20 protein-coding genes are annotated in these 19,698 nt (G+C 67.1%); 11 read left to right on the plus strand and 9 right to left on the minus strand.

Going from position 1 to position 19,698, the window contains the following annotated elements:
- The first annotated feature begins 77 nt into the window (after positions 1 to 77).
- Genes GOALK_RS19655 through GOALK_RS19665 form a run of 3 tightly spaced genes read left to right on the plus strand, consistent with a single transcriptional unit; the run spans position 78 to position 2,699 of the window.
- Positions 78 to 1,916 (plus strand): AMP-dependent synthetase/ligase, encoded by a 1,839-nt coding sequence (locus GOALK_RS19655; protein ID WP_006360584.1) that lies wholly within the window; start codon positions 78 to 80, stop codon positions 1,914 to 1,916.
- A complete protein-coding gene (locus GOALK_RS19660) occupies positions 1,913 to 2,350 on the plus strand; it encodes a DUF6325 family protein (protein ID WP_006360585.1) in 438 nt (145 codons plus the stop codon). The genes GOALK_RS19655 and GOALK_RS19660 overlap by 4 nt, the downstream gene beginning before the upstream one ends.
- 13 nt (positions 2,351 to 2,363) lie before the next feature.
- Positions 2,364 to 2,699 (plus strand): SHOCT domain-containing protein, encoded by a 336-nt coding sequence (locus GOALK_RS19665; RefSeq protein WP_006360586.1) that lies wholly within the window; start codon positions 2,364 to 2,366, stop codon positions 2,697 to 2,699.
- A 21-nt stretch (positions 2,700 to 2,720) separates the two neighbouring features.
- Here GOALK_RS19665 and eutC read toward each other — a convergent pair whose 3' ends face one another.
- The gene (gene eutC / locus GOALK_RS19670) at positions 2,721 to 3,521 is read right to left on the minus strand and encodes an ethanolamine ammonia-lyase subunit EutC (RefSeq protein ID WP_006360587.1); all 801 of its coding nucleotides are present in this window, start codon (positions 3,519 to 3,521) and stop codon (positions 2,721 to 2,723) included.
- Positions 3,518 to 4,927 (minus strand): ethanolamine ammonia-lyase subunit EutB, encoded by a 1,410-nt coding sequence (locus GOALK_RS19675; RefSeq protein ID WP_006360588.1) that lies wholly within the window; start codon positions 4,925 to 4,927, stop codon positions 3,518 to 3,520. The genes eutC and GOALK_RS19675 overlap by 4 nt, the downstream gene beginning before the upstream one ends.
- 339 nt (positions 4,928 to 5,266) lie before the next feature.
- Here GOALK_RS19675 and GOALK_RS19680 point away from each other — a divergent pair, with 339 nt between their 5' ends.
- From GOALK_RS19680 to GOALK_RS19700, 5 genes are all read left to right on the plus strand, one after another.
- Positions 5,267 to 6,058 (plus strand): enoyl-CoA hydratase-related protein, encoded by a 792-nt coding sequence (locus tag GOALK_RS19680; protein ID WP_005196147.1) that lies wholly within the window; start codon positions 5,267 to 5,269, stop codon positions 6,056 to 6,058.
- Between the two features lie 32 nt (positions 6,059 to 6,090).
- Positions 6,091 to 6,840 carry an SDR family NAD(P)-dependent oxidoreductase gene (locus GOALK_RS19685; protein ID WP_006360589.1) on the plus strand — a complete coding sequence of 250 codons (750 nt, stop codon included), beginning with the start codon at positions 6,091 to 6,093 and terminating at the stop codon, positions 6,838 to 6,840.
- A 47-nt stretch (positions 6,841 to 6,887) separates the two neighbouring features.
- A complete protein-coding gene (locus GOALK_RS19690; protein ID WP_006360590.1) occupies positions 6,888 to 8,564 on the plus strand; it encodes a class I adenylate-forming enzyme family protein in 1,677 nt (558 codons plus the stop codon).
- Between the two features lie 21 nt (positions 8,565 to 8,585).
- Positions 8,586 to 9,731, plus strand: coding sequence for an acyl-CoA dehydrogenase family protein (locus tag GOALK_RS19695; protein ID WP_006360591.1), 1,146 nt, complete (start codon positions 8,586 to 8,588; stop codon positions 9,729 to 9,731).
- A gap of 96 nt (positions 9,732 to 9,827) precedes the next feature.
- The gene (locus tag GOALK_RS19700; RefSeq protein WP_006360592.1) at positions 9,828 to 10,502 is read left to right on the plus strand and encodes a TetR/AcrR family transcriptional regulator; all 675 of its coding nucleotides are present in this window, start codon (positions 9,828 to 9,830) and stop codon (positions 10,500 to 10,502) included.
- On the opposite strand, the gene GOALK_RS19705 is transcribed toward GOALK_RS19700, so the two are convergent.
- Complete coding sequence (locus GOALK_RS19705; RefSeq protein WP_006360593.1) at positions 10,476 to 11,096, minus strand: TetR/AcrR family transcriptional regulator; 621 nt, start codon at positions 11,094 to 11,096, stop codon at positions 10,476 to 10,478. The genes GOALK_RS19700 and GOALK_RS19705 overlap by 27 nt on opposite strands.
- A gap of 76 nt (positions 11,097 to 11,172) precedes the next feature.
- Here GOALK_RS19705 and GOALK_RS19710 point away from each other — a divergent pair, with 76 nt between their 5' ends.
- Positions 11,173 to 12,057, plus strand: coding sequence for an alpha/beta fold hydrolase (locus GOALK_RS19710; protein WP_006360594.1), 885 nt, complete (start codon positions 11,173 to 11,175; stop codon positions 12,055 to 12,057).
- A gap of 17 nt (positions 12,058 to 12,074) precedes the next feature.
- Here the strand turns inward: GOALK_RS19710 and GOALK_RS19715 are convergent, their stop codons facing one another.
- Positions 12,075 to 12,287: a dodecin gene (locus tag GOALK_RS19715; RefSeq protein ID WP_006360595.1), complete on the minus strand. Its 213-nt coding sequence runs from the start codon at positions 12,285 to 12,287 to the stop codon at positions 12,075 to 12,077.
- A 96-nt stretch (positions 12,288 to 12,383) separates the two neighbouring features.
- Between GOALK_RS19715 and GOALK_RS19720 the strand changes: the two genes are divergently transcribed.
- Entirely contained in the window at positions 12,384 to 12,791 is a 408-nt protein-coding gene (locus tag GOALK_RS19720; RefSeq protein ID WP_006360596.1) for a YchJ family protein, read from the plus strand.
- Positions 12,792 to 12,807: 16 nt separating this feature from the next.
- Here GOALK_RS19720 and GOALK_RS19725 read toward each other — a convergent pair whose 3' ends face one another.
- The 5 genes from GOALK_RS19725 to GOALK_RS19745 all read right to left on the minus strand — a co-directional run bounded on the left by GOALK_RS19725 (position 12,808) and on the right by GOALK_RS19745 (position 17,811).
- Entirely contained in the window at positions 12,808 to 13,752 is a 945-nt protein-coding gene (locus GOALK_RS19725; protein ID WP_085948650.1) for a putative antibiotic biosynthesis monooxygenase, read from the minus strand.
- Between the two features lie 8 nt (positions 13,753 to 13,760).
- On the minus strand, positions 13,761 to 15,158 hold the full coding sequence (locus tag GOALK_RS19730; RefSeq protein ID WP_006360598.1) for an amidohydrolase family protein: 1,398 nt from the start codon (positions 15,156 to 15,158) through the stop codon (positions 13,761 to 13,763).
- Between the two features lie 258 nt (positions 15,159 to 15,416).
- Complete coding sequence (locus tag GOALK_RS19735; protein ID WP_006360599.1) at positions 15,417 to 16,049, minus strand: DUF2461 domain-containing protein; 633 nt, start codon at positions 16,047 to 16,049, stop codon at positions 15,417 to 15,419.
- Complete coding sequence (locus GOALK_RS19740; protein WP_006360600.1) at positions 16,046 to 17,158, minus strand: DUF6670 family protein; 1,113 nt, start codon at positions 17,156 to 17,158, stop codon at positions 16,046 to 16,048. Before GOALK_RS19740 ends, GOALK_RS19735 begins: the two co-directional genes overlap by 4 nt.
- Positions 17,155 to 17,811 (minus strand): CHAP domain-containing protein, encoded by a 657-nt coding sequence (locus GOALK_RS19745; protein ID WP_006360601.1) that lies wholly within the window; start codon positions 17,809 to 17,811, stop codon positions 17,155 to 17,157. The genes GOALK_RS19740 and GOALK_RS19745 overlap by 4 nt, the downstream gene beginning before the upstream one ends.
- Before the next feature lie 123 nt (positions 17,812 to 17,934).
- Here GOALK_RS19745 and GOALK_RS19750 point away from each other — a divergent pair, with 123 nt between their 5' ends.
- Positions 17,935 to 19,437 carry a phospholipase D-like domain-containing protein gene (locus GOALK_RS19750; protein WP_006360602.1) on the plus strand — a complete coding sequence of 501 codons (1,503 nt, stop codon included), beginning with the start codon at positions 17,935 to 17,937 and terminating at the stop codon, positions 19,435 to 19,437.
- The last annotated feature ends 261 nt before the right edge of the window (positions 19,438 to 19,698 follow it).

A 19,698-nucleotide genomic window follows, 5' to 3' on the forward strand; every position in this document is an offset into this window, starting at 1 on the left:
GAACCGATCCTTGCTGCTGCAACTACTCGCTAGTGTGATGCGCAACACAACCATCGCACTGGCGAGTAGGGGCCCAGATGACCGCAGCAGACCTGATCACCTTTCCCCATGAGACCGGCGTCGACGTGTCGACGCTCCCGGCCGCGTTCCAGCAGACCGTCACCGTCCGTCCGGACGCCGTGGCGATCCGTACCGTCGGTGGCATCCAGCAGCTCACCTGGTCGCAGTACGCGACCCGCGTGGAGGCGATCGCCGGCGGTCTCGCCGCCCTCGGCGTGGGGCGCGGGGACACGGTCGGCATCATGCTGACCAACCGGCCGGAGTTCCATCTGGTCGACACCGCGGCACTCCACCTCGGTGCGGTCCCGTTCTCGATCTACAACACCAGCGCCCCTGACCAGATCGAGTACCTGTTCGGCAACGCCGAGAACAGGATCGTGATCACCGAGCAGGTCTTCCTGCCGGTGATCACCGCCGCGAACACCGGCGTCGAACGCATTGTCGTCGTCGACGACGTGGCCGACGGCGCCATCTCACTCGACGACGTCGAACGCACGCCTCCGCCAGAGGGTTTCGACTTCGCCGCGTCGTGGCAGGCAGTCGAACCCGAGGACCTCGCGACCCTGATCTACACATCGGGCACCACTGGGCCGCCCAAGGGCGTCGAGATCACCCATCGCAACATCGTCGCGGAGATGGCGGCTCTCGCCGAGAAGCTCGACGTGGGATTCGACGACCGCTCGATCTCGTATCTGCCGGCTGCCCACATCGCCGACCGGGTGTCGTCGCATGCAGCGAACCTGATGCGCGGGATACAGATCACCACAGTGCCCGATCCGCGCGAGATCGCGACGGCTCTACCCGAAGTGCATCCGACGTTCTTCTTCGGGGTTCCGCGGGTGTGGCAGAAGATCCGCGCCGGCATCGAGGCCAAGGTCGCCGAGGAGTCCAGTCCGGTCAAGAGGGCTCTCGCCGGTTGGGCTTTCGGGGTCGGCGCATCGACCGCGCAGGCGCGTATCGACGGCAAGGGGAGCGGCCTTCTGGGCGGCGTCCAGCACGGAATCGCCGACAAGCTGGTCCTGCACAAGGTGCGTGCCGCACTCGGACTCGACGAGGTGGTCTTCGCGGGATCGGGAGCCGCGGCGATCCCGGTAGAGGTGCTGAAGTTCTTCCTGGGGCTGGGGATTCCGATCCTGGAGGTCTGGGGGATGTCGGAGACCACCGGCGTCTCGACGATGACCACCCCGGACAATCTGAAGATCGGCACCGTGGGCCCGCCGATACGAGGGATGGAGGTCAGGCTCGCCGACGACGGTGAACTGCTCGTCCGCGGCCCCGTCGTGATGCGCGGCTACCGCAACCAACCCGAGAAGACGGCCGAGACGATCGACGCCGACGGTTGGCTGTCCACCGGGGATATCGCGAAGATCGACGACGACGGCAACGTGATCATCGTCGACCGCAAGAAGGAACTCATCATCAACGAGTCCGGAAAGAACATGTCACCCACCAACATCGAGAACGCGATGAAGGCGGCGTCGTCGTTGATCGGTCAGGTCGCGGCGATCGGGGATTCGAAACCCTATGTGTCCGCACTCGTGGTCCTCGACCCGGAGGCAGTGGCGGTACGCGCCAAGAGGCTGAGCATGCCGAACGCCGACCTGGCCGAGTTGTCGACGCATCCCGAGATCGTGGAGGAGGTCTCGTCGGCGATCCGGACCGGCAACGGAAAGCTGTCCCGCGTCGAACAGGTGAAACGATTCACCATCGTCCCGGCGGCGTGGGACCCGGGCGGCGACGAGCTGACCCCGACGATGAAGTTGCGTCGCAACCCGATCGCGGCCAAGTACGCAGCCGAGATCGGCGCACTGTACGAATCGGAGCCGGGTGGGTCCGTCGTGGATCTGCGGTCATGACCGCCGACGACGACTCGGCGGGTCCCGAACTCGGTCCGGTCGACTACGTCGTCGTCGAGTGGGCGGGGACGCAGCCCACGGGTGAGGCGTTGCCCTACCTGATGGACCTGATCGACCGCGGGATCGTGCGACTCATCGACATCGTCTTCGTGTCGAAGGCGACCGACGGCACCATCGCCGAGCTCGGGATCGGAGAGCTGGGCGCCGAATTCGCGATCTTCGACGGTGCGGCGACGTCGATTCTCGACGACACCGACATCCGCGAGGCCGCCGCCGCACTGGAACCCGGTTCCAGCGCAGCGATTCTCGTGTGGGAGAACCTGTGGGCGGCGCCGTTCGCCACCGCCCTGCGCAACAACGGCGGGCGAGTGGTCGCGTCGGGCCGGATCCCGGTCGACGCGCTGCTCGAGACGCTCGACGCGATCGAGGAATGAAGGGACAGGTGTCATGCCAGGTCTGATCCGCGGGGTCGCCCGCACGGCCGTCATCTCCGGAACCGCCACGGCGGTGAGCAATCGGGTGTCCCGACGCCAGGCGAGTCGCTGGGCACAACAGGGCACCGTCACCCAGCAGGATCCGACCGCTCAGCAGTACCCGCCACCCCAGTACGCGCCGACCCCGTACCCGGAGTCGCCGCCCCCGCCACAGCCGCCCCGACCGCCGGCGCAGTCGAGCAGTACGGACACGATCACGGCTCTGAAGGAACTCGGTGCGCTGTATCAGCAGGGCATCCTCACCGAAGCCGAGTTCGCCGCGCAGAAGGCCAAGATCCTCGGGATGTGAGGGTTGGGACCGGGCACCAGGTCAGGACGGCTCGACGGTGAGCTCGTCTGCGTCGTCGAGGTTTTCGCGGGCGGCCTGGCGGGAGGTGTCCTTGAGCGCCACCCCCGACCGGCCGAGTTTGCGGGCGCCGTCGACCAGTGCGGTGGTGATCCGTGCGGCGACCTCGTAGTGCAGTCCGTCTGGCGGGTGGATGTTGGAGATGCAGTTGCGATCGGCGTCGGTGCGGCCGGGCCGGGGCAGATGGGTCAGGTAGATGCCGAGGCTGTCGGCGACCGACAGTCCCGGCCGTTCACCGATGATCACGATGAGGGTCGTCGCGCCGAGTGCCTCACCGATGTGGTCGCCGAGTGCGACGCGTGCCTGGGTGGCGATCACCGGCGGCGCGATGGTGTAGCGATCCTCGAAGGCGTCGAGGAGTGCGGCCACGAGGCCGTGAGCATGATCGACGACCGCGCGCGGCGACAAGCCGTCGGCGATGACGATGCCGATCTCGGCGCCGCACTCGGTGAGGGCGGACAGATCCTCCGGCATCCGGCCGAGATCGGGCCGGCGCAGGTACTCGCCTCGGTCGGACGCCCGGCTCGTCACGACGACCGGATCGCCGAGGTCGAGGTCGGCGAGCGACTCGGCGACGGCCTCGGCGTCGAGGGGTTCGTGAACGGCGTCCCGCGCTGCCGCGTGCGCAGCCTGGAACTCCAGCACGCGACGCGACGGCAACGAGTTCCCGGCGCGCCCCAAACCGATGCGCGCCTGAGTGGTCCGCCGCATCGCGGCCCAGACGTCGTCGCCGTCGGAGACCGGAGACCGGTCCGGGGTGCTCATCGCCCGGCCGCCAGGGGCAGGAGCGGGGAGGAGGCCGGATCGACCGGGAGGATTCGGCCGTCGGCGTCGGACATGCCGAGTCGGGCGAGCCACGCCTCGAACTCCGGCGCGGGGCGCAACCCGAGTGCCTGGCGGACGTACAGCGCGTCGTGGAACGCCAGGCTCTGGTAGCCGAGCATGACGTCGTCGGCGCCGGGCACCGCGATCACGAACGCCGCACCGGCGACACCGAGGAGCGTGAGCAGGGTGTCCATGTCGTCCTGGTCGGCCTCGGCATGGTTGGTGTAGCAGACGTCGACGCCCATCGGGAGTCCGAGGAGCTTGCCGCAGAAGTGATCTTCGAGTCCGGCGCGGATGATCTGTTTGCCGTCGTAGAGGTATTCCGGGCCGATGAACCCGACGACGGTGTTGATCAGCAACGGGTCCAGTGCGCGCGCCACCGCGTAGGCCCTCGTCTCGAGGGTCTGCTGGTCGACGGGCTTGCCCCCGGTGCCGAGGTGGGCGCCCGCCGACAATGCGGACCCCTGACCGGTCTCCAGGTACATGACGTTGTCGCCGACCGTGCCGCGTCGCAGGGACCGGCCGGCCTCGTTGGCCTCCTGCAGGATCGAGAGGTTCACCCCGAATCCCGTGTTGGCTCCTTCGGTTCCGGCGATGGACTGGAACACGAGGTCCACCGGGACGTTCTGACCGATCAGGTCGACGGTGGTGGTGACGTGGGAGAGGACGCAGGACTGCATCGGGATCTCGAACCGCTGACGGATCTCGTCGAGCATGTGCAGCAGGTCGGCGGTCGCCTGTGGTGAGTCCGACGCCGGGTTGATCCCGATCACCGCGTCGCCACAACCCATCAGCAGGCCGTCGAGCGTGGCTGCGGCGATTCCGCGCGGGTCGTCGGTCGGGTGGTTGGGCTGCAGGCGGGTGGCGATCCGGCCGGGGAGTCCGATCGTGGTGCGGAAGGCCGAGGTCACCCGGATGGCCGAGGCAACCAGGATCAGATCCTGGTTGCGCATGATCTTCGATGTCGCGGCCGCCATCTCAGGAGTGACAGCAGGGGAGATGCGGGCGATGCGTTCGGCAGCGTCGGCGCGGGTGGAGATCTCGAGCAGCCAGTCGCGGAACCCGCCGACGGTCAGGTGCGAGATCTCGTCGAAGGCCGCGCGATCGTGGGTGTCGACGATGAGCCGGGTCACCTCGTCCGACTCATACGGGACGAGGAGATCGACGAGAAATTCCGAGAGCGGGACATCGGCCAATTGCCATGCCGCAGCTGCACGTTCGGCATCCGACGTGGCGGCGCAGCCGGCCAGCTCGTCACCCGAGCGGCGGGGTGTGGCCTTCGCCATGAGTTCGACGAGGCCGTCGAACTCATAGGTCGTGCCGGAGATGGTCTGGGTGAATCTCATGGTCCCCGAAGTCTAGGTTCGCCCGGCCCGCTGTGCATGACGAACAGCGGCTCTTCGAGTGACCTCCCGCGTGCGGGTTTCCTTCCCGCCGGACTGATTCCCTCCCGCGGGTCAGGCCTGACACGCGGGAGGGAAACCGGCCCGCGGGAAGGCGGTCCTCCGCATCAGCATCGGCACGGGAGTGACCCTTGACACGTCCGAACCGATGAATGTACGTTCACTCATACCAACACACGAGTTCATCAACAGACTCGTACCTCTCGAAAAATCGCCGCTGATCACCGCAGATGCCCGTACGGACGTGCCTCGGGCGATCCCCCACCGCAAGGAGTGAACAGGATGGATTACGAAGACATCGACTACACGGTCGAAGGTCCCACCGCGATCATCACGATGAACAGGCCGCACCGGTACAACGCCTTCCGTGCCAAGACGGTCGAAGAGATGATCAACGCCTTCCGACGCGCCTGGGCCGACAACGGCGTGCAGGCGGTGATCCTGACCGGGGCCGGCGAGAAGGCGTTCTGCACGGGCGGTGATGTGAAACAGCGTGCGGAGACCGGTGATTACGGTCCCAGCGAGAGCGGCATGTTCGAGATCGGCAACCTGCACAAGACGATCCGTGACATCCCCAAGCCGGTCATCGCCGCGGTCAACGGACTCGCCATCGGCGGTGGTCACGTGCTGCACGTCCTGTGCGACCTCACCATCGCCGCAGACACCGCGCGCTTCGGTCAGTCCGGACCCAAGGTCGGCTCCTTCGACGCCGGGTTCGGCTCGGCCTTCCTCGCCCGTGTCGTGGGGGAGAAGCGGGCCCGCGAGATCTGGTATCTCTGCCGGCAGTACGACGCCGAGACCGCCGAACGGTGGGGTCTGGTCAACTGGGTCGTCCCGGCCGCGGATCTGCTCGACGAGGCGAAGAAGATCGCCGCCGAGATCGCCGAGAAGTCGCCCACCACGCTGCGTTTCCTCAAGCAGAGCTTCAACGCCGACACCGATCATCAGGCCGGGCTGTCGAATCTCGCGATGAGCGCGCTCGACCTCTTCACGCACTCCCCCGAAGGACTCGAGGGGGCCAACGCCTTCGCGGAGAAGCGCACACCGCAGTTCAACCAGTACGTCGGTGCCTGATCACCGTCCAGCGACAGCACAGAGGAAATCTCATGAGTGACAAGCACATCGCCGTCGTGACCGGAGCCGGGTCCGGCATCGGCAAGGCCATCGCGCTCGGCTTCGCGGCAGAGGGCACCACGGTGGTCGCGGCCGACCTCGACCTCGACGCCGCCAAGCGCACCGCGGAGGAGGCCGGTTCCATCATCCCGATGGCCGTCGACGTCGCCGACCGGGCGAAGGTCGACGAACTGCGGGACGCCGTGAACGCCGAGGTCGGTGTCCCCGACATTCTCGTCAACGCGGCCGGCTGGGACCGCACGGACCAGTTCCTGAACGCCACCACCGAGTTCGCCGAGAAGGTGGTGGCCATCAACTACCTCGGCCCCGTGCACATGGCCAGCGCGTTCCTGCCCGGCATGGTGGAGGCGTCGAAGGCCGACGGCTGGCAGGGTGGCCGCGTCGTCAACCTCGCCTCCGACGCCGGTCGCGTCGGATCGGCGGGCGAGACCATCTACGCCGGCGCGAAGGGCGGCGTCATCGCCCTTTCGAAGTCGCTCGCGCGGGAGATGGCCCGTTATCAGATCACCGTCAATGCGGTCTGCCCCGGACCGACCGACACCCCGCTCTTCCAAGCACAACCGGAGAAGCTGAAAGAGGCTCTGGTGAAGGCGATCCCGTTCCGGAGGCTCGCTCGCCCCGACGAGGTGGCCGCACCCGTCCTGTTCTTCGCCTCGCCCGCGGCGTCGTTCATCACCGGTCAGGTGATCAGCGTCAGCGGCGGTCTCACCATGGCCGGCTGACCGGCCACCACCCACCCCGGACCGAGAAGAGAACCGAGGGAATCGACATGACCCCCGAGACGAGTTACGTCTACGACGCGCACGCGTACCGAAGTTTCTTCGAGCACGAGTTCACCTACCTGAACGGATTCCGCCGCAACGTCGGCCGCTACGCCGGCGAGGTCGCGATGATCGACCCACTCACCGGCCGCCAGTGGACGTACGCCCAACTCGGTTCGGCGGTGGACGAACTCGCGGCCGGTCTCGCCGATCGCGGGGTGACCGACGGCGACGTGGTGGGTTACCAGTTGCTCAACGGCCCGGAGTTCGCCCAGCTCTACCTGGCGACGCAGGCAGCCGGAGCGGTCGGGTCGCCGGTGAACTTCCGGCTCGCGGCCGGGGAGACGGCTGTCATCCTCGACATCAGCCGGCCGAAGGTCTACGTCTACGACGCCTCCATCGGTGCGATGGTCGACGAGGCCGTCGCGCTCGCCGACCACACGCCGGAACTGCTCGTCGGAGTCGGCGACGGGGAACTCGTCCCCGGCTCCATCCGCTTCGACGACCTACCCGTCACCGGCGGTGCGGCGCCGACCGTCGCGCGTGGCGTCTTCGACGAGACCACCCGGCTGTACACATCAGGGACGACCGGGATGCCCAAGGCGGTGCCGATGAACTCGGCCATCGAGATCTTTTCGGCGCACGACGTGATCATGCACTTCCCTCTGTCCCCGGACGACCGGACGCTGAACATGACGCCCTGGTTCCACCGGGGCGGACTCTACTGCGCCGGGCCCAATCCGTCGTTCTACCTGGGTTCCTCGGTCGTCCCGATGCGCACGTTCGATCCGGAGCTGACGCTCGACTGGGTGGAGAAGTACCGGCTGACGTTCCTGATCGGTGCGCCGACCAACCTGGCGATGCTCGCCGGCGCACAGTCGGCGAACCCGCGCGATCTCACCAGTCTGCGCGGCATCGTCACGATGGGCGCACCGCTCGAACGTGAGGCGGCGCTGCGCTACCAAGAGGTCCTCACCCCGCGGATCTTCAACGGCTACGGCAGCACCGAGGGTTTCTGGAACACCTTCCTGCGTCCCGACGACCTGCCCGATCACGCCGGTACCGCCGGCCGCGCCTGCATCGACGACGACGTCCGCGTGGTCCGCGTCCACGACGACGGCCATCTGGCGAGCCCGGATGAGGTCGTCGCCCGCGACGGTGAAGAAGTCGGCGAGGTCATCATTCGGTCGCCCAAATGCGCGGCCGCCTACTACGACTCCCCACAGCAGGAGAGGGCGAAGTACAACGGGAGCTGGCTGCACATCGGCGACCTGGCCACCTGGGATTCGGGCGAGTTCGTCACCATCGTCGGACGCAAGGACGACATGCTCCTGTCCGGCGGCGAGAACGTCCACCCGGTCCAGGTCGAGGAGGCGCTGAACGGCCATCCGGGCGTGTCGGATTCGCTGGTGGTGGGTGTCCCCGACGAGCAGTGGGGAAGTCTCGTAGTCGCCTACATCGTACCCGCCGACGGGGATGCGCCAACGCCAGAGGATCTCGACGCGTACTGCCGCACACATCCGATGCTGTCGCGCTTCAAACGGCCACGCGCATACCGCATCGTCGAGTCCCTACCCGTGTCGGCGACCGGGAAGAAGCTGCACTACAAGGCCGCCGAATCCGCTGCACGGGAGATGACCGACGGCGCATTCGCCGCGCCGGCCACCGACCGCGTCCACGGCTGACACACCCGAACGGGAGAATCGATGTCCTCACTCACCCACGAGCTCGAACACAAGCACTTCCGTGAGACGGTCAGACGCTTTGTGGCCGAACAGATCACGCCTGCGCACGCCGACTGGGAGAACGCCGGGCAGTGGGATCGCGGCCTCTTCGTCGAGGCGGGCAAGAACGGGCTCCTCGGCTTTCCCGTACCCGAACAGTTCGGTGGTCCCGGGGTCGACGACTTCCGATACAACGCGATCCTGATCGACGAGGTGGCGCGGACCGGCGCCGCCGCCGAGGCCATCGCTTTCTCCCTGCAGAACGACGTCGTCCTGCCGTATCTCACCGAGCTGACCACCGACGAGCAGAAGGCGCGCTGGCTGCCCGGAGTGGTCGGCGGCGACACCGTGCTGGGGATCGCGATGACCGAACCCGGGGCGGGCAGCGACCTCACCGGTATCCGCACGTCCGCCGTCCGCGACGGCGACCACTACGTCGTCAACGGTGCGAAGACCTTCATCTCCAACGGTCGCAACGGCGACCTCTTCGTCGTCGCCACCCGGACGAGTTCCGAGAAGCACAAGGGGCTCACGCTTTTCGTCGTCGAGGCCGACACTCCCGGATTCGTGCGGGGTCGCAAACTCGACAAGATCGGCCTGCACGCGCAGGACACCAGCGAACTCTCCTTCGAGGACATGCGCGTCCCCGCGGCCAACCGGCTGGGCGAGGAGGGTGAGGGCTTCTATCAGCTCGTCCGCAACCTTCCGCAGGAACGGCTGTCGCTGGCCGTCGGTGCCGTCGCGGCCGCTGAGGGCACCTTCGCGCGCACCCTGGAGTACGTGCGGGAGCGCACCGCGTTCGGATCGCCGGTCTCGTCGTTCCAGAACACCCAGTTCGTCGCCGCCGAGCTCGCGACCGAACTCGACATCGCCCGCACGTTCCTCGACGACTGCATCGCCGAACACGCGGCCGGGGAGCTGACGCCCGCGCGGGCCGCGAAACTCAAATGGTGGGCCACCGAGCTGCAGGTACGCACCGCCGACCGATGCCTGCAACTGCACGGCGGCTACGGCTACATGCGCGAGTACCCGGTGTCGCGCGCGTTCGTCGACGCCCGCATCCAGACCATCTACGGCGGCACCACCGAGATCATGAAGACCATCGTCGCCAAAGACCTCGGTCTGTAGGACTTGTACAGTGAGCGAACCCTGATTCATCGCGCCGGGTCCACAGTCCGGTGGTTCGAATCGATGCTCATGAGCGGACCAGAAGGAAGTACTGCGATGGCGAAACCCGCCACGGCGAGGTCGTCGGCCGACCTGGCCGTCGAGGAGGCGGTGCGCGCGGTGCGCGTCACCACGCGCCGCCGTCATCTGCTCGACGCCGCGGTGAAGGTCATGGAGCGCACCGGCTTCCACCAGATGTCGATGCAGGCGCTCGCCGAGGAGGCGCAGGTGAGCGTCGGCCTGTTCTACAAGTACTTCGGCGGCAAGGAAGAGATCCTGCTCGCCGCGATCGTCGACATTCTCGAGGCGTTCCGCGATCAGCTCCAGCCCGCCATGGACCGTGCCGGCGACGACCCCGTCGAGCAGTTGATCGCGGGATTCCGTCAGTACGCGACCATCGTCGACGAGAACCGCGACGCCGTCGTGCTGACCTACCGGGAGAGCCGCACCCTCGACGCGGCGGGACGCGAGCGGATCAAGGAACTCGAGGTCGAGACCTCCGCCCCGATGCGTGCCGCGGTCACCGCCGGCATCGAGGCCGGGCTCATCCTCGATGTCGACGCCGACCTCGTGGTCTTCGACCTGATGATGCTGGCGCACGGATGGGCCCTCAAACATTGGCATTTCGCGCCCGGATACGACCTCGACCGGTACGTCGAGGCCCAGCTCCGCTTCGCGTTGCAGTCCCTCGTCGTCGAGGACGCCCTACCGACCTACCTCGCCCGACTGTGAGATCGCTTCCGTCCGTGCCTGTGTGGTGAGCGCTCGCGCGTAACAGCCCATCGCTCGACCCGCGGCGAGGATCGCGTCGGTGGAGCGCTGGGTGCGGGCGACGATGAACGCTCCCTCGAGTGCCGAGACCACCGCCGACATCAGTGAGCGGGCGTCCGCCACGGGGAGTCCGCGCGCCGTGAACAGCGCCGCGCCGGCGTCGATCCACGATGACATGACCTCTGCGGCGATCTCTCGGAGGTCCGGTTCGGCGTCGGCGATCTCACCTGCGACGGTCCCCACGGGGCACATGTTCAGCCAGCCGCCCTGTTCGATGGTCTCTGCTGCGGCGACGAACGCCGCCTCGATCCCGTCGGCGGGGTCGTCGTAGGGCGCCAGGAGCATGCCGACCAACTCACCGTAGGCCGTTCCGGACTGTCGGAGTGCGGCCGCCGCGATGTCGCGCTTGCCGCCCTTGAAGTGGTGGTAGATCGATCCGATGGGGGCATCGGACAACTCGACGACCTGTTTGATCCCGGTCGCGGCATACCCCTGCCGGCGCAGGAGTTCGGTCATCGCCATCACGATGCGTTCATCGGTCTTCACCCTGGCCATTCTAGAACAACTATTCTAGAATGATCATTCTAGAGGCCTGATCGGTCTCGTCCGTTCAAGGCGAGGAGCACGCGTCATGACCGAGCTCAACCAGACGACAAGCGCCGAGGAAGGCGCTCTCAAGCGCATCGAGACGCCCGCCGGCACCGTCGAGTACGCGGAGGACGGAGCGGGGCCGCCGGTGGTGTTCCTGCATGGGCTGCTCATGGACCACACGGTGTGGGATGAGGTGATCCCGTTGCTGCCGAGTGGCTTTCGCTACATCCGGCCGATCCTTCCCCTCGGGTCGCACCGGGTCCCGCTCAGCGCGGATGCGGACCTGTCGATGGACGGGATGGTCGGACTGGTCGCGGACATTCTCGAGGCCCTCGACCTGCGCGACGTGACCCTCGTCCATTCCGATTGGGGCGGTTCGCTGTTCCTCACCGCTCTCGGGCGGGACGAGCGTGTCGCGAGAATGGTGATCCTCCCGTGCGAGGCCTTCGAGAACTTCCCGCCCGGATTGCCCGGCAAGATGGCCACCCTGGCGGTGCGGCTGCCCGGGGGTATCACCCTCGCGGCGCGCCAGCTACGGATCGGGTGGCTTCGGCGACTGCCGATGCTGTGGGGATGGATGATCAACAAGCCCGTCGACGACGAACGAATGCGCCGATGGACCGATCCGGTCCTGCGTGACCCTCGTATCCGGCGCGACGTCACCAAATACGCGACGACGTCCTTTGAGCCCGCCGAGCTGGTCCGGAAGACCGAGGCGCTCAAGAGTTTCGACGGCGAGGTGCTCGTGCTGTGGTCGCCCGACAACCGGGTGATGCCACCGGCGCACGGACCTCGACTCGCCGAACTCGTGCCTCGGGGCCGCTATGCCGAGATCCCCGGGGCGGCGGTGCTGTCCATGCTCGACGAACCGCAGGCCGTCGCGCGCGAGATCGGCGCGTTCCTCACCGCCGCGCCAGGCGACTAGAACGTCTCGGCCCCGGGTCAGGCGCCTTCGATCTTGAAACCGACTTTCAGGGTGACCTGGAAGTGTGCGATCTGACCGTCTTCGATGTGTCCGCGGGTCTCGGTCACCTCGAACCAGTCCAGATGGTTGACCGTCTGGGACGCGCGGGCGATGGCGTTCCGGATCGCGTCGTCGGTGCCGGTCGCGGCCGAACCGACCACTTCGATGACCCGATAAACATTGTCGGACAAGGATTCTCCCTCCATTGGCGTCGGTCCGGTCACCTCACGGGCAACCGGACCGCCTCTTGGGTGACCTCGTTTCTGTCTACCCCTAAGATGCGGGGAATGAACACCGAATCGGCAAACCGTGATCCCGGCGCGCGGTGTCCGTGTCTGTCCGGCTTTCCCTTCGGCGAATGCTGCGGACCGGTCCTCGCCGGTGAGCGCGCCGCGCCGACCGCCGAGGCGCTGATGCGGTCGCGCTTCACCGCTTTCGCCCTCGGTGATCTCAACCACCTGCGGGTCACCTGGCATCCCGACACCCGCCCGGACGACCTCGAACTCGACGACGCGATGCGCTGGTACCGCCTCGACGTCGAGTCGACGAACGGTGGATCGCCGTTCGACACCGAGGGGGAGGTCACCTTCACCGCGTACTACAAGTCCGGCTCCGAGCGGGGGTCTCTCCACGAGCGCAGCCGTTTCACCCGGTACGACGGGCGATGGGTCTACCTCGACGGGATCGTCGGCTGAAACGTGTCCGCCGGTCTCAGGCGTCCATGTAGTCCCAGAACTGAAGCCACGTGACATTGGCGAAGAGGGCGAGACAGGCGCTGTAGATCGCCAGGATCGCGATTGCGCCTGCGAGATTGCTGCGCCAACCGTCGCCGTCGACCGGATCGAGCCAGCGGCGGAACGGTTTGGCTGCCCACGGCATGAGCCACCACTGCATCAACCCGACGCTCACGACCTGACTGAGCCACAATGCGAGCCACGGCTCCGCCCCGGCGTCGTCGAGGACCGGTCCGAGGAAACGGGACAGGATCATCACCGTCGGGTACAGAACAAGCAGCACCATCATCGCCGACTTCCAGTTCGGCGTCTGACGGATGCGGCCGTGGTCGGTGCGCACCGTGGTGCCGAAGGCGGTGGTGGCCGACATCGTCTCGAAGTCGTGGGTCAGGCTCGACCGCAACACGTCGAGTGCATCGCCGCGTTCCCGCGACGATACCCAGGCCGACAGTTGCCGGTCGGTGCGGAACCTCAGCACGGACAACGCGGTGTTCGTCTCGTCGTCGACGAAGAGCGCAGTCCCCTCATAGCCGCTGAAACCGCTTGCCGCACCGGTCAGCTCGCGCTGGGCGGCGAGGAACTCGGCGGATCTGCCGGGCACGATCTCGTGTCGGAAAGCGCCGACGCCCGGTGGAGGAGCCTCCCCGTCGACGAGTTCGAGCGCCGGCGCCGACGGCAGCCAACCGAGATCGCGTCCCTCGCGCAGGATTTCCGCGCGCCGGGCGCTGTCGACCCACCGGTCACATGCCATCTCGTCGACGAAGGTCGCCGCCACCGCCGGTTCGAAATCGCCATCGGTCACCGTCGAGATGTCGGTGCCGAGGCAGCCCTCGGTGTCGGCCGCCGACGCGGCGAGCAATGCCGCCCAGTCGGCGAATCCCGCCTGCGAAGCGGGATGAAAGACGGACAGGGTGACAACCATCGCGCCGGCTACACCACCACTCGTCGGCCCTGGACGTAGACCTCGGCGACCGAGGATTCGCGAATACCCATCAGCAGCCCGAAGAGGGTCTGATCGCGGGCGAGCATGGGATCGTCGGAGCGGACCGCATTCTCCAGCGTGGCTTTCAGGCCGTCGGCCGGCTCGATGACGAGGAAGTCCGCCTCCTTGCCCTCGTCGAAGTTGCCGAAGCGACTCTCCATGTCGAGTGCGCGCGCTCCGCCGAGTGTTCCGATGAACAGCATTTCCGCCGGATGCATCGACACCCCCGCCTCGCCGGGTTCGGTGATGTGTTGCTTGAAGGCGTCGCCGAGTACGCGGGGGATGAGCCACTCGTCACCGCCCCCGAAATCGGTTCCCGCGGAGATGTTCACCCCGGACGCGACCGTGCGTTTCCACGGCATCGTCCCGGAACCGAGGAACAGCTGCGACACCGGGCAATGCGAGATCGACGTCCCGGTCTCGGCCATGCGCGCCAGTTCGGAGTCCTGGCAGTGCACGGAGTGCGCGAGGATGGTGCGCGGACCGAGCAGGCTCTTGCCGCCGACCTGTGATCCCGGCAGGAACTTCCCGTCGTAGGTGTCGAGATACGAGTCGACCTGATAGACGTTCTTGGTCGTGTCGATCTCGCCGGTTCCGGGCCGGCCGTTCTCGTTGAGATGGGTGTGCACGTAGACGCCCCGGTCGCGGTACTCGTCGTAGAGCTCGCCGAGGTTCTGCAGTGTCTGGGTGGTCACCGACAACGAGAACCTCGGGACGATCGCCACATGCAGGAGCGCGGTCCGGTAGTCGCCGGTGTCGGCGGCGTGCCACTTCTCGATCTCGTCCCTCGTCAGGCGGATCGCGTCGTCTTCAGAGGTGAGTAGCGGTTTCGCGGTGTCACCGCCGACCGTCTGGATTCCGCGCCCGGAGACGAGGCGCAGACCCGTCCTTCGGGTCTCCTCGAACAGCGCGTCCTGGGCGTGGGGAAACGCCGAACCGAATGCCATCATCGCGGTGGTGCCGGCCGCGACCCGTCGCTTGGTGAACTCGACGGCTGCGGCCTGCGCGAACTCGGGGTCGGCGAACCTCGACTCGGACGGGAAGATGCAGAGGTTCAGCCATTCCAGGAGTTGCCCGCCACCGTAGGAGTCGCCCGCGTACGTCTGCGGGAAGTGGATGTGGGTGTCGACGAAACCGGGGATCAGGTAACCGCCGGAATGCTCGTGCCGTCGAGCGGAGGCGAACTCCGCTGGTAGCCCGGACTTCTCACCGCAGTACTTGATCATGCCGTCGGCCCCGATCGCCAGGGCGCCGTCGGGGATCTCCACGAGCGCGTCGGACGCTTCGGTGATCAAGGGGCTGCCGGCCAGATGGAAGATGTGACCGTGGTGGACATGATCGGTCATCGAAAGCTCCTCCGCTCACGAGCTGACATCACGTAATCGGGCATCACCGCACAAGAATTTCACGCTCGTCACGGTGGTGCAGAACGATATGGTCGTGGCGCGGTGGACGTCGTCGTCGTCACAGGCTCGCAGCCAGTATGAACAGGCCGACCCGAGCGGCAGGGGCGAGATCGCGAACCGCTACCGATTCGTGTCCGTCGGGCCCTCCCACCCGACGCGCCGCGGCGTCGCGCGAAAGTCGTTCGTGTGGCTCACCGTTCAGGTGGCGGCGTGGCGGACGATCCAGTCGACGAGCGTGTTGGTCTCACGCCAGTCCTTGCGGACGCGGTCGACGAGTGTCGGAGTGTGGATGACCTCGTCGAAGCCGTAGTCGCGGCCGGCGAAGAGCGACTTGTGGCGCAGGAGTTCGATGCGCGGGTGATCGGCGTCGTAGCCGCGGGGAGCGGTCTTCAGGCGGTCGCCGCCGATCTCCCATCCGGCCTTGGCGAGTTTGCGGACGATGCGCTCGAGTTCGGGTCCGTGCCGGTCGTGGTCGATGGCCTTGCGCAGCTCGGCGAGCCGTGCCGGCCCGGCCTCGTAGAAACCGGCACCGACCCGGACGCCGGGTGCGCCGATCTGGATGTAGTACCCGGTGGCCGGTGCCACCGCAACGAATGCACCCTGGTGCGTCTTGTACGGCGACTTGTCCTTGGAGAAGCGCACGTCGCGGTACGGGCGGAACAGTTTGGCGGCGCCGAACTCGTCGGCGAGTTCTTCGGTGAGCGCCGTCATCGGTTCCGCGACCGCCGTCCGATAGGTCTCTTTGTGCTGCTCCCAGAAGAACTTCGAGTTGTCGATCTCGAGGTCGTCGTAGAAGTCGAGAGCGGCTTCGGGGAATCCGTCGAAGCTCATGGCGTTCCTGTCGTCGCTGCGCCGGGCACGGTTCGGTGGCGCTGGGGCCGTTCGTCGATGTGCTCGGAGTATCCGCGCGTGGTGAACTCCTCACCGTCGATGCGCACCCGGGCCTCGTAGCCGGAGATGTGGCCCCGTCCGATCGCGAATCGTTGCGGGCAGTCGTAGGTTCCGACGACCGAGACTCCGTCGCAACCGAACTCGAAGACACGGGGGAGAAATCGCTCGCTTCCATGCGTGTCCACGGCGGGGGTGTCATCCGTTTCGAGGATGCGGTGGTATCCCTCGTGCACCTTGTGATCGGCTGTGCCGTCGAGTGATCGGCGGATGACGTTGGTCTCGACGATGCTGCCGGCGACCCCCAGTTGGGTGAACAGGATCTGGCGCTCACCTGGCAGATCGACTACGTGATAGCTGAACCACTCCAGCGGGATCTGTCGGTGCGTGGCCCGGCGGAGCGCCACGTAGGGACTGATGGATCGCGCGTACTCGAGGTTCCCCACGCCCGAGATCTCCGTCGTCACACCGCGGTGCGTCACCTCGCCCCGGTAGCGGCCCACGTGTCCGATGTGGTGCCAGACAGGTGATTTGACGAACCAGGTGGGATTGGGTCGGCATGTCATCGTCAGCGTTGCGTCCAGGTCGCCGGCATGGATCCGGATGTCGAACTCCGGATGCGTTCCGGTGATCGAGGCCAGAGAGCCGAACTCCGCGCGGTCCGGGGCGAACCGCCCCTCGCGTCGGATGGAGAGCACCTCCCGTGTGTAGGCGCTGTCCGCCCCGCTCGACGCAGAGGCGACGATGATGTCCTGCGGGTCGTCGGAGGTGGCCTCCTCGGGGAAGTCGAAGGCGCGGAGACCGGTCATACCGGCCATCACCATGAGGCTCAGATAGCGATGCGGGTCGGGCAGCGACGGCAACATGAGGCCGTAGTGGCTCCACCCGAAGCGGCCGGACAACTCGGTGTGCGGGAGGAGGTCGAGGGACGCGTCGAAGGGCTTCTGCGACGCGCGGTGTGCGGCGTCGGTGAAGTGCCGGGCCACGGCAAGGGCGGGGCGTAGGGCCACCGGCGGCCGTGAGCGGTAGACGTGCCGAGCGTCGTCGGTCATCGCCCGGTGCCCCGCTCGAGGTCGACGCGTCCGAACCCGACGACGCCGCCGTCGGACCCCCAGTGCAGTTCGTGTACCCGAATCTTCCGCATTTCGTTGCCCCCGACCGTCGTGGCCTCGTCGCCGTCGACCCAGACCACGATATTGGTGTGCTGGCCCAGCGCCGACGACCGGTCGTAGAGCACGACGTCGCCGACGCGGGGCGTGTAGTCGCCGACCGGCTCGAAACGACCGGAGTCCTCGAAGTACTCCTGCAGGGTGAACACCCCTGGTATCCGCCAGTGCCCCGAGTGGGGGTTGGCGAACGGTGTTCCGGCCTCTCGCATGATCCAGCTGACGAAGTTCGCGCACCACGGCTCGTCGACGCCTTCGGAGTAGAAGGTGCCCGGACGCTGCGCGGCGTGCTCGGCGCGGAGCAACTCGACGATCCGGTTCTGCGTCGGCGTCAGTTGTCCGGCGTCGACCTGGGGAAACTCCGCCGTGTCCCACGGCAGCCACCGCTCGGGGACGGTGCGCCAGGCGATCACGCCGACGCCCAGAACGAGGACCAGGACAACCGCTGCGGCGACGACGAACGGCCGGCGTCGTCGACGGGGCGGACGTTCTTCGAGGTCCCCGTATTTCACGAGGTCGCTGGCCGAGTCGGGTCTCATCTCGACGAGTGTAAGGACCCCCCCACATGGTGCGGTGCCGCGCCGAGCGTCGGCTGTTGGCAGAATGGCGGACTGGCGGGGGCTGCGAACCACGACCGTGAGAAGAACGGGGCGGAAGACGACATGACGGACGAACCGGGGCACGAGCCGATCCTGCGTGCCGGGGACACCTGTCGGGAGATCGCCACCGCCGACCGCGTCGCCTGCATCGTCGATGCGGCGGACTACTTCCTGCACGCCAAGTCGGCGCTGCTACAGGCTCGACGCAGAGTCATCCTGATCGGCTGGGATGTCGACACCCGCATCAGCCTGGACCCACGGTCACCGGAGGGAGAGGTCCCAGACCGTCTCGGCGAGTTCCTCAAATGGCTCGGCGCCAACCGGCCGGGCCTCGAGATCTACGTGCTGCGCTGGAGCACGGGTGCCTTCACCGGGCTGCTGCGCGGTGTGGCGCCGCCATTCGTCCAGGACCTGCTGACCGGGCGTCGACTGCATTTCCGGATCGATGCCGCCCATCCGGTGTCGGCCGCACATCACCAGAAGATCGCCGTCATCGACGACCAGTTCGCGTTCTGCGGTGGCATCGACATGACAGTCGACCGCTGGGATACTTCGGAACATCTCTCGCACAACGACTTCCGTCGCGACCCTGACGGCGAACCGCATGGTCCGTGGCATGACGTGACGGTTGCGCTCGACGGGGAGGCGGCACGTGCCGTCGCGGGTGTCGCCGTCGACCGTTGGGAAGCGGCGACCGGTGAACGTCTGGCGCCACTCGTCGACACCGACGGTCCCGACATCTGGCCCGAGGATCTCGGGGTCACGTTCACCGACTGCGAGGTCGGGGTCGCCCGCACCATCCCGCACTACAACGATCGTGACGAGGTCGACGAGATCCGCCGGCTCTACAAGGCGGCCTTCGCGGCTGCGCGGCGCACGATCTACATCGAGAGCCAGTACCTGGCGGCCCGCGAGATCGCAGACGCACTGGCCGAACGACTCGCCGAACCCGACGGCCCGGAGATCGTCGTGGTCCTTCCACGGCACGCCGACAGCCCGGTCGAACGGCTGGCCATGGACGGCGCACGGCACAAACTGCTCCGGATGCTGTGGCGTGCCGACGTCCACGACCGGTTCCGCGCCTACTACCCGGTGACCTCGGAAGGCGACGAGATCTACGTGCACGCCAAGGTGCTCGTCATCGACGACATCCTGCTGCGCGTCGGTTCGTCCAATCTCAACAATCGATCGCTGGGTTTCGACAGTGAATGCGACGTGGCGATCGAGGCCCGCCGCGACCACCCCGACGATGCGCGCATCCGCGACAACATCACGTCGATGCGGACCCGGCTGCTGTCGGAACACCTCGGCGTCGATGCCGAGGTCTTCGACGACGCTGTGCGAGAGAAGGATTCGCTGGTCGGCGCGATCGAGGCGCTGGCCACCCCGGGCCGCACACTCGAACTTTTCGACCGTGAGGTCATCGATGACGAGGCCTCGATCATCGCCGAGAACGAGCTCGTCGACCCGGAGGACGCGAGCACCCCGCTGGTCGAACGGGTCTACCGCAGTGTGCTCCGGCGGGGAGCCGGAAAACGTCTGACGCGCTTGACTTCCACGCGCTGAAATCCGTCCCTGCGACGAGACGCCGACGCTGCCGACGTGCGAGGAGCGCCAGCGGCCAGGCACCACCGCTCCCTGAGGTGCGAGGAGCGCCAGCGGCCGGTCACCACCGCTCCCTGAGGTGTGAGGAGCGCCAGCGACCGGTCACCACCGCTCCCTGAGGTGTGAGGAGCGCCAGCGGCCGGTCACCACCGCTCCCTGAGGTGTGAGGAGCGCCAGCGGCCAGGCGCCACCGCTCCCTGAGGCGTGAGGAGCGCCAGCGAC

Source organism: Gordonia alkanivorans NBRC 16433 (assembly GCF_000225505.1).
GTDB lineage: Bacteria > Actinomycetota > Actinomycetes > Mycobacteriales > Mycobacteriaceae > Gordonia > Gordonia alkanivorans.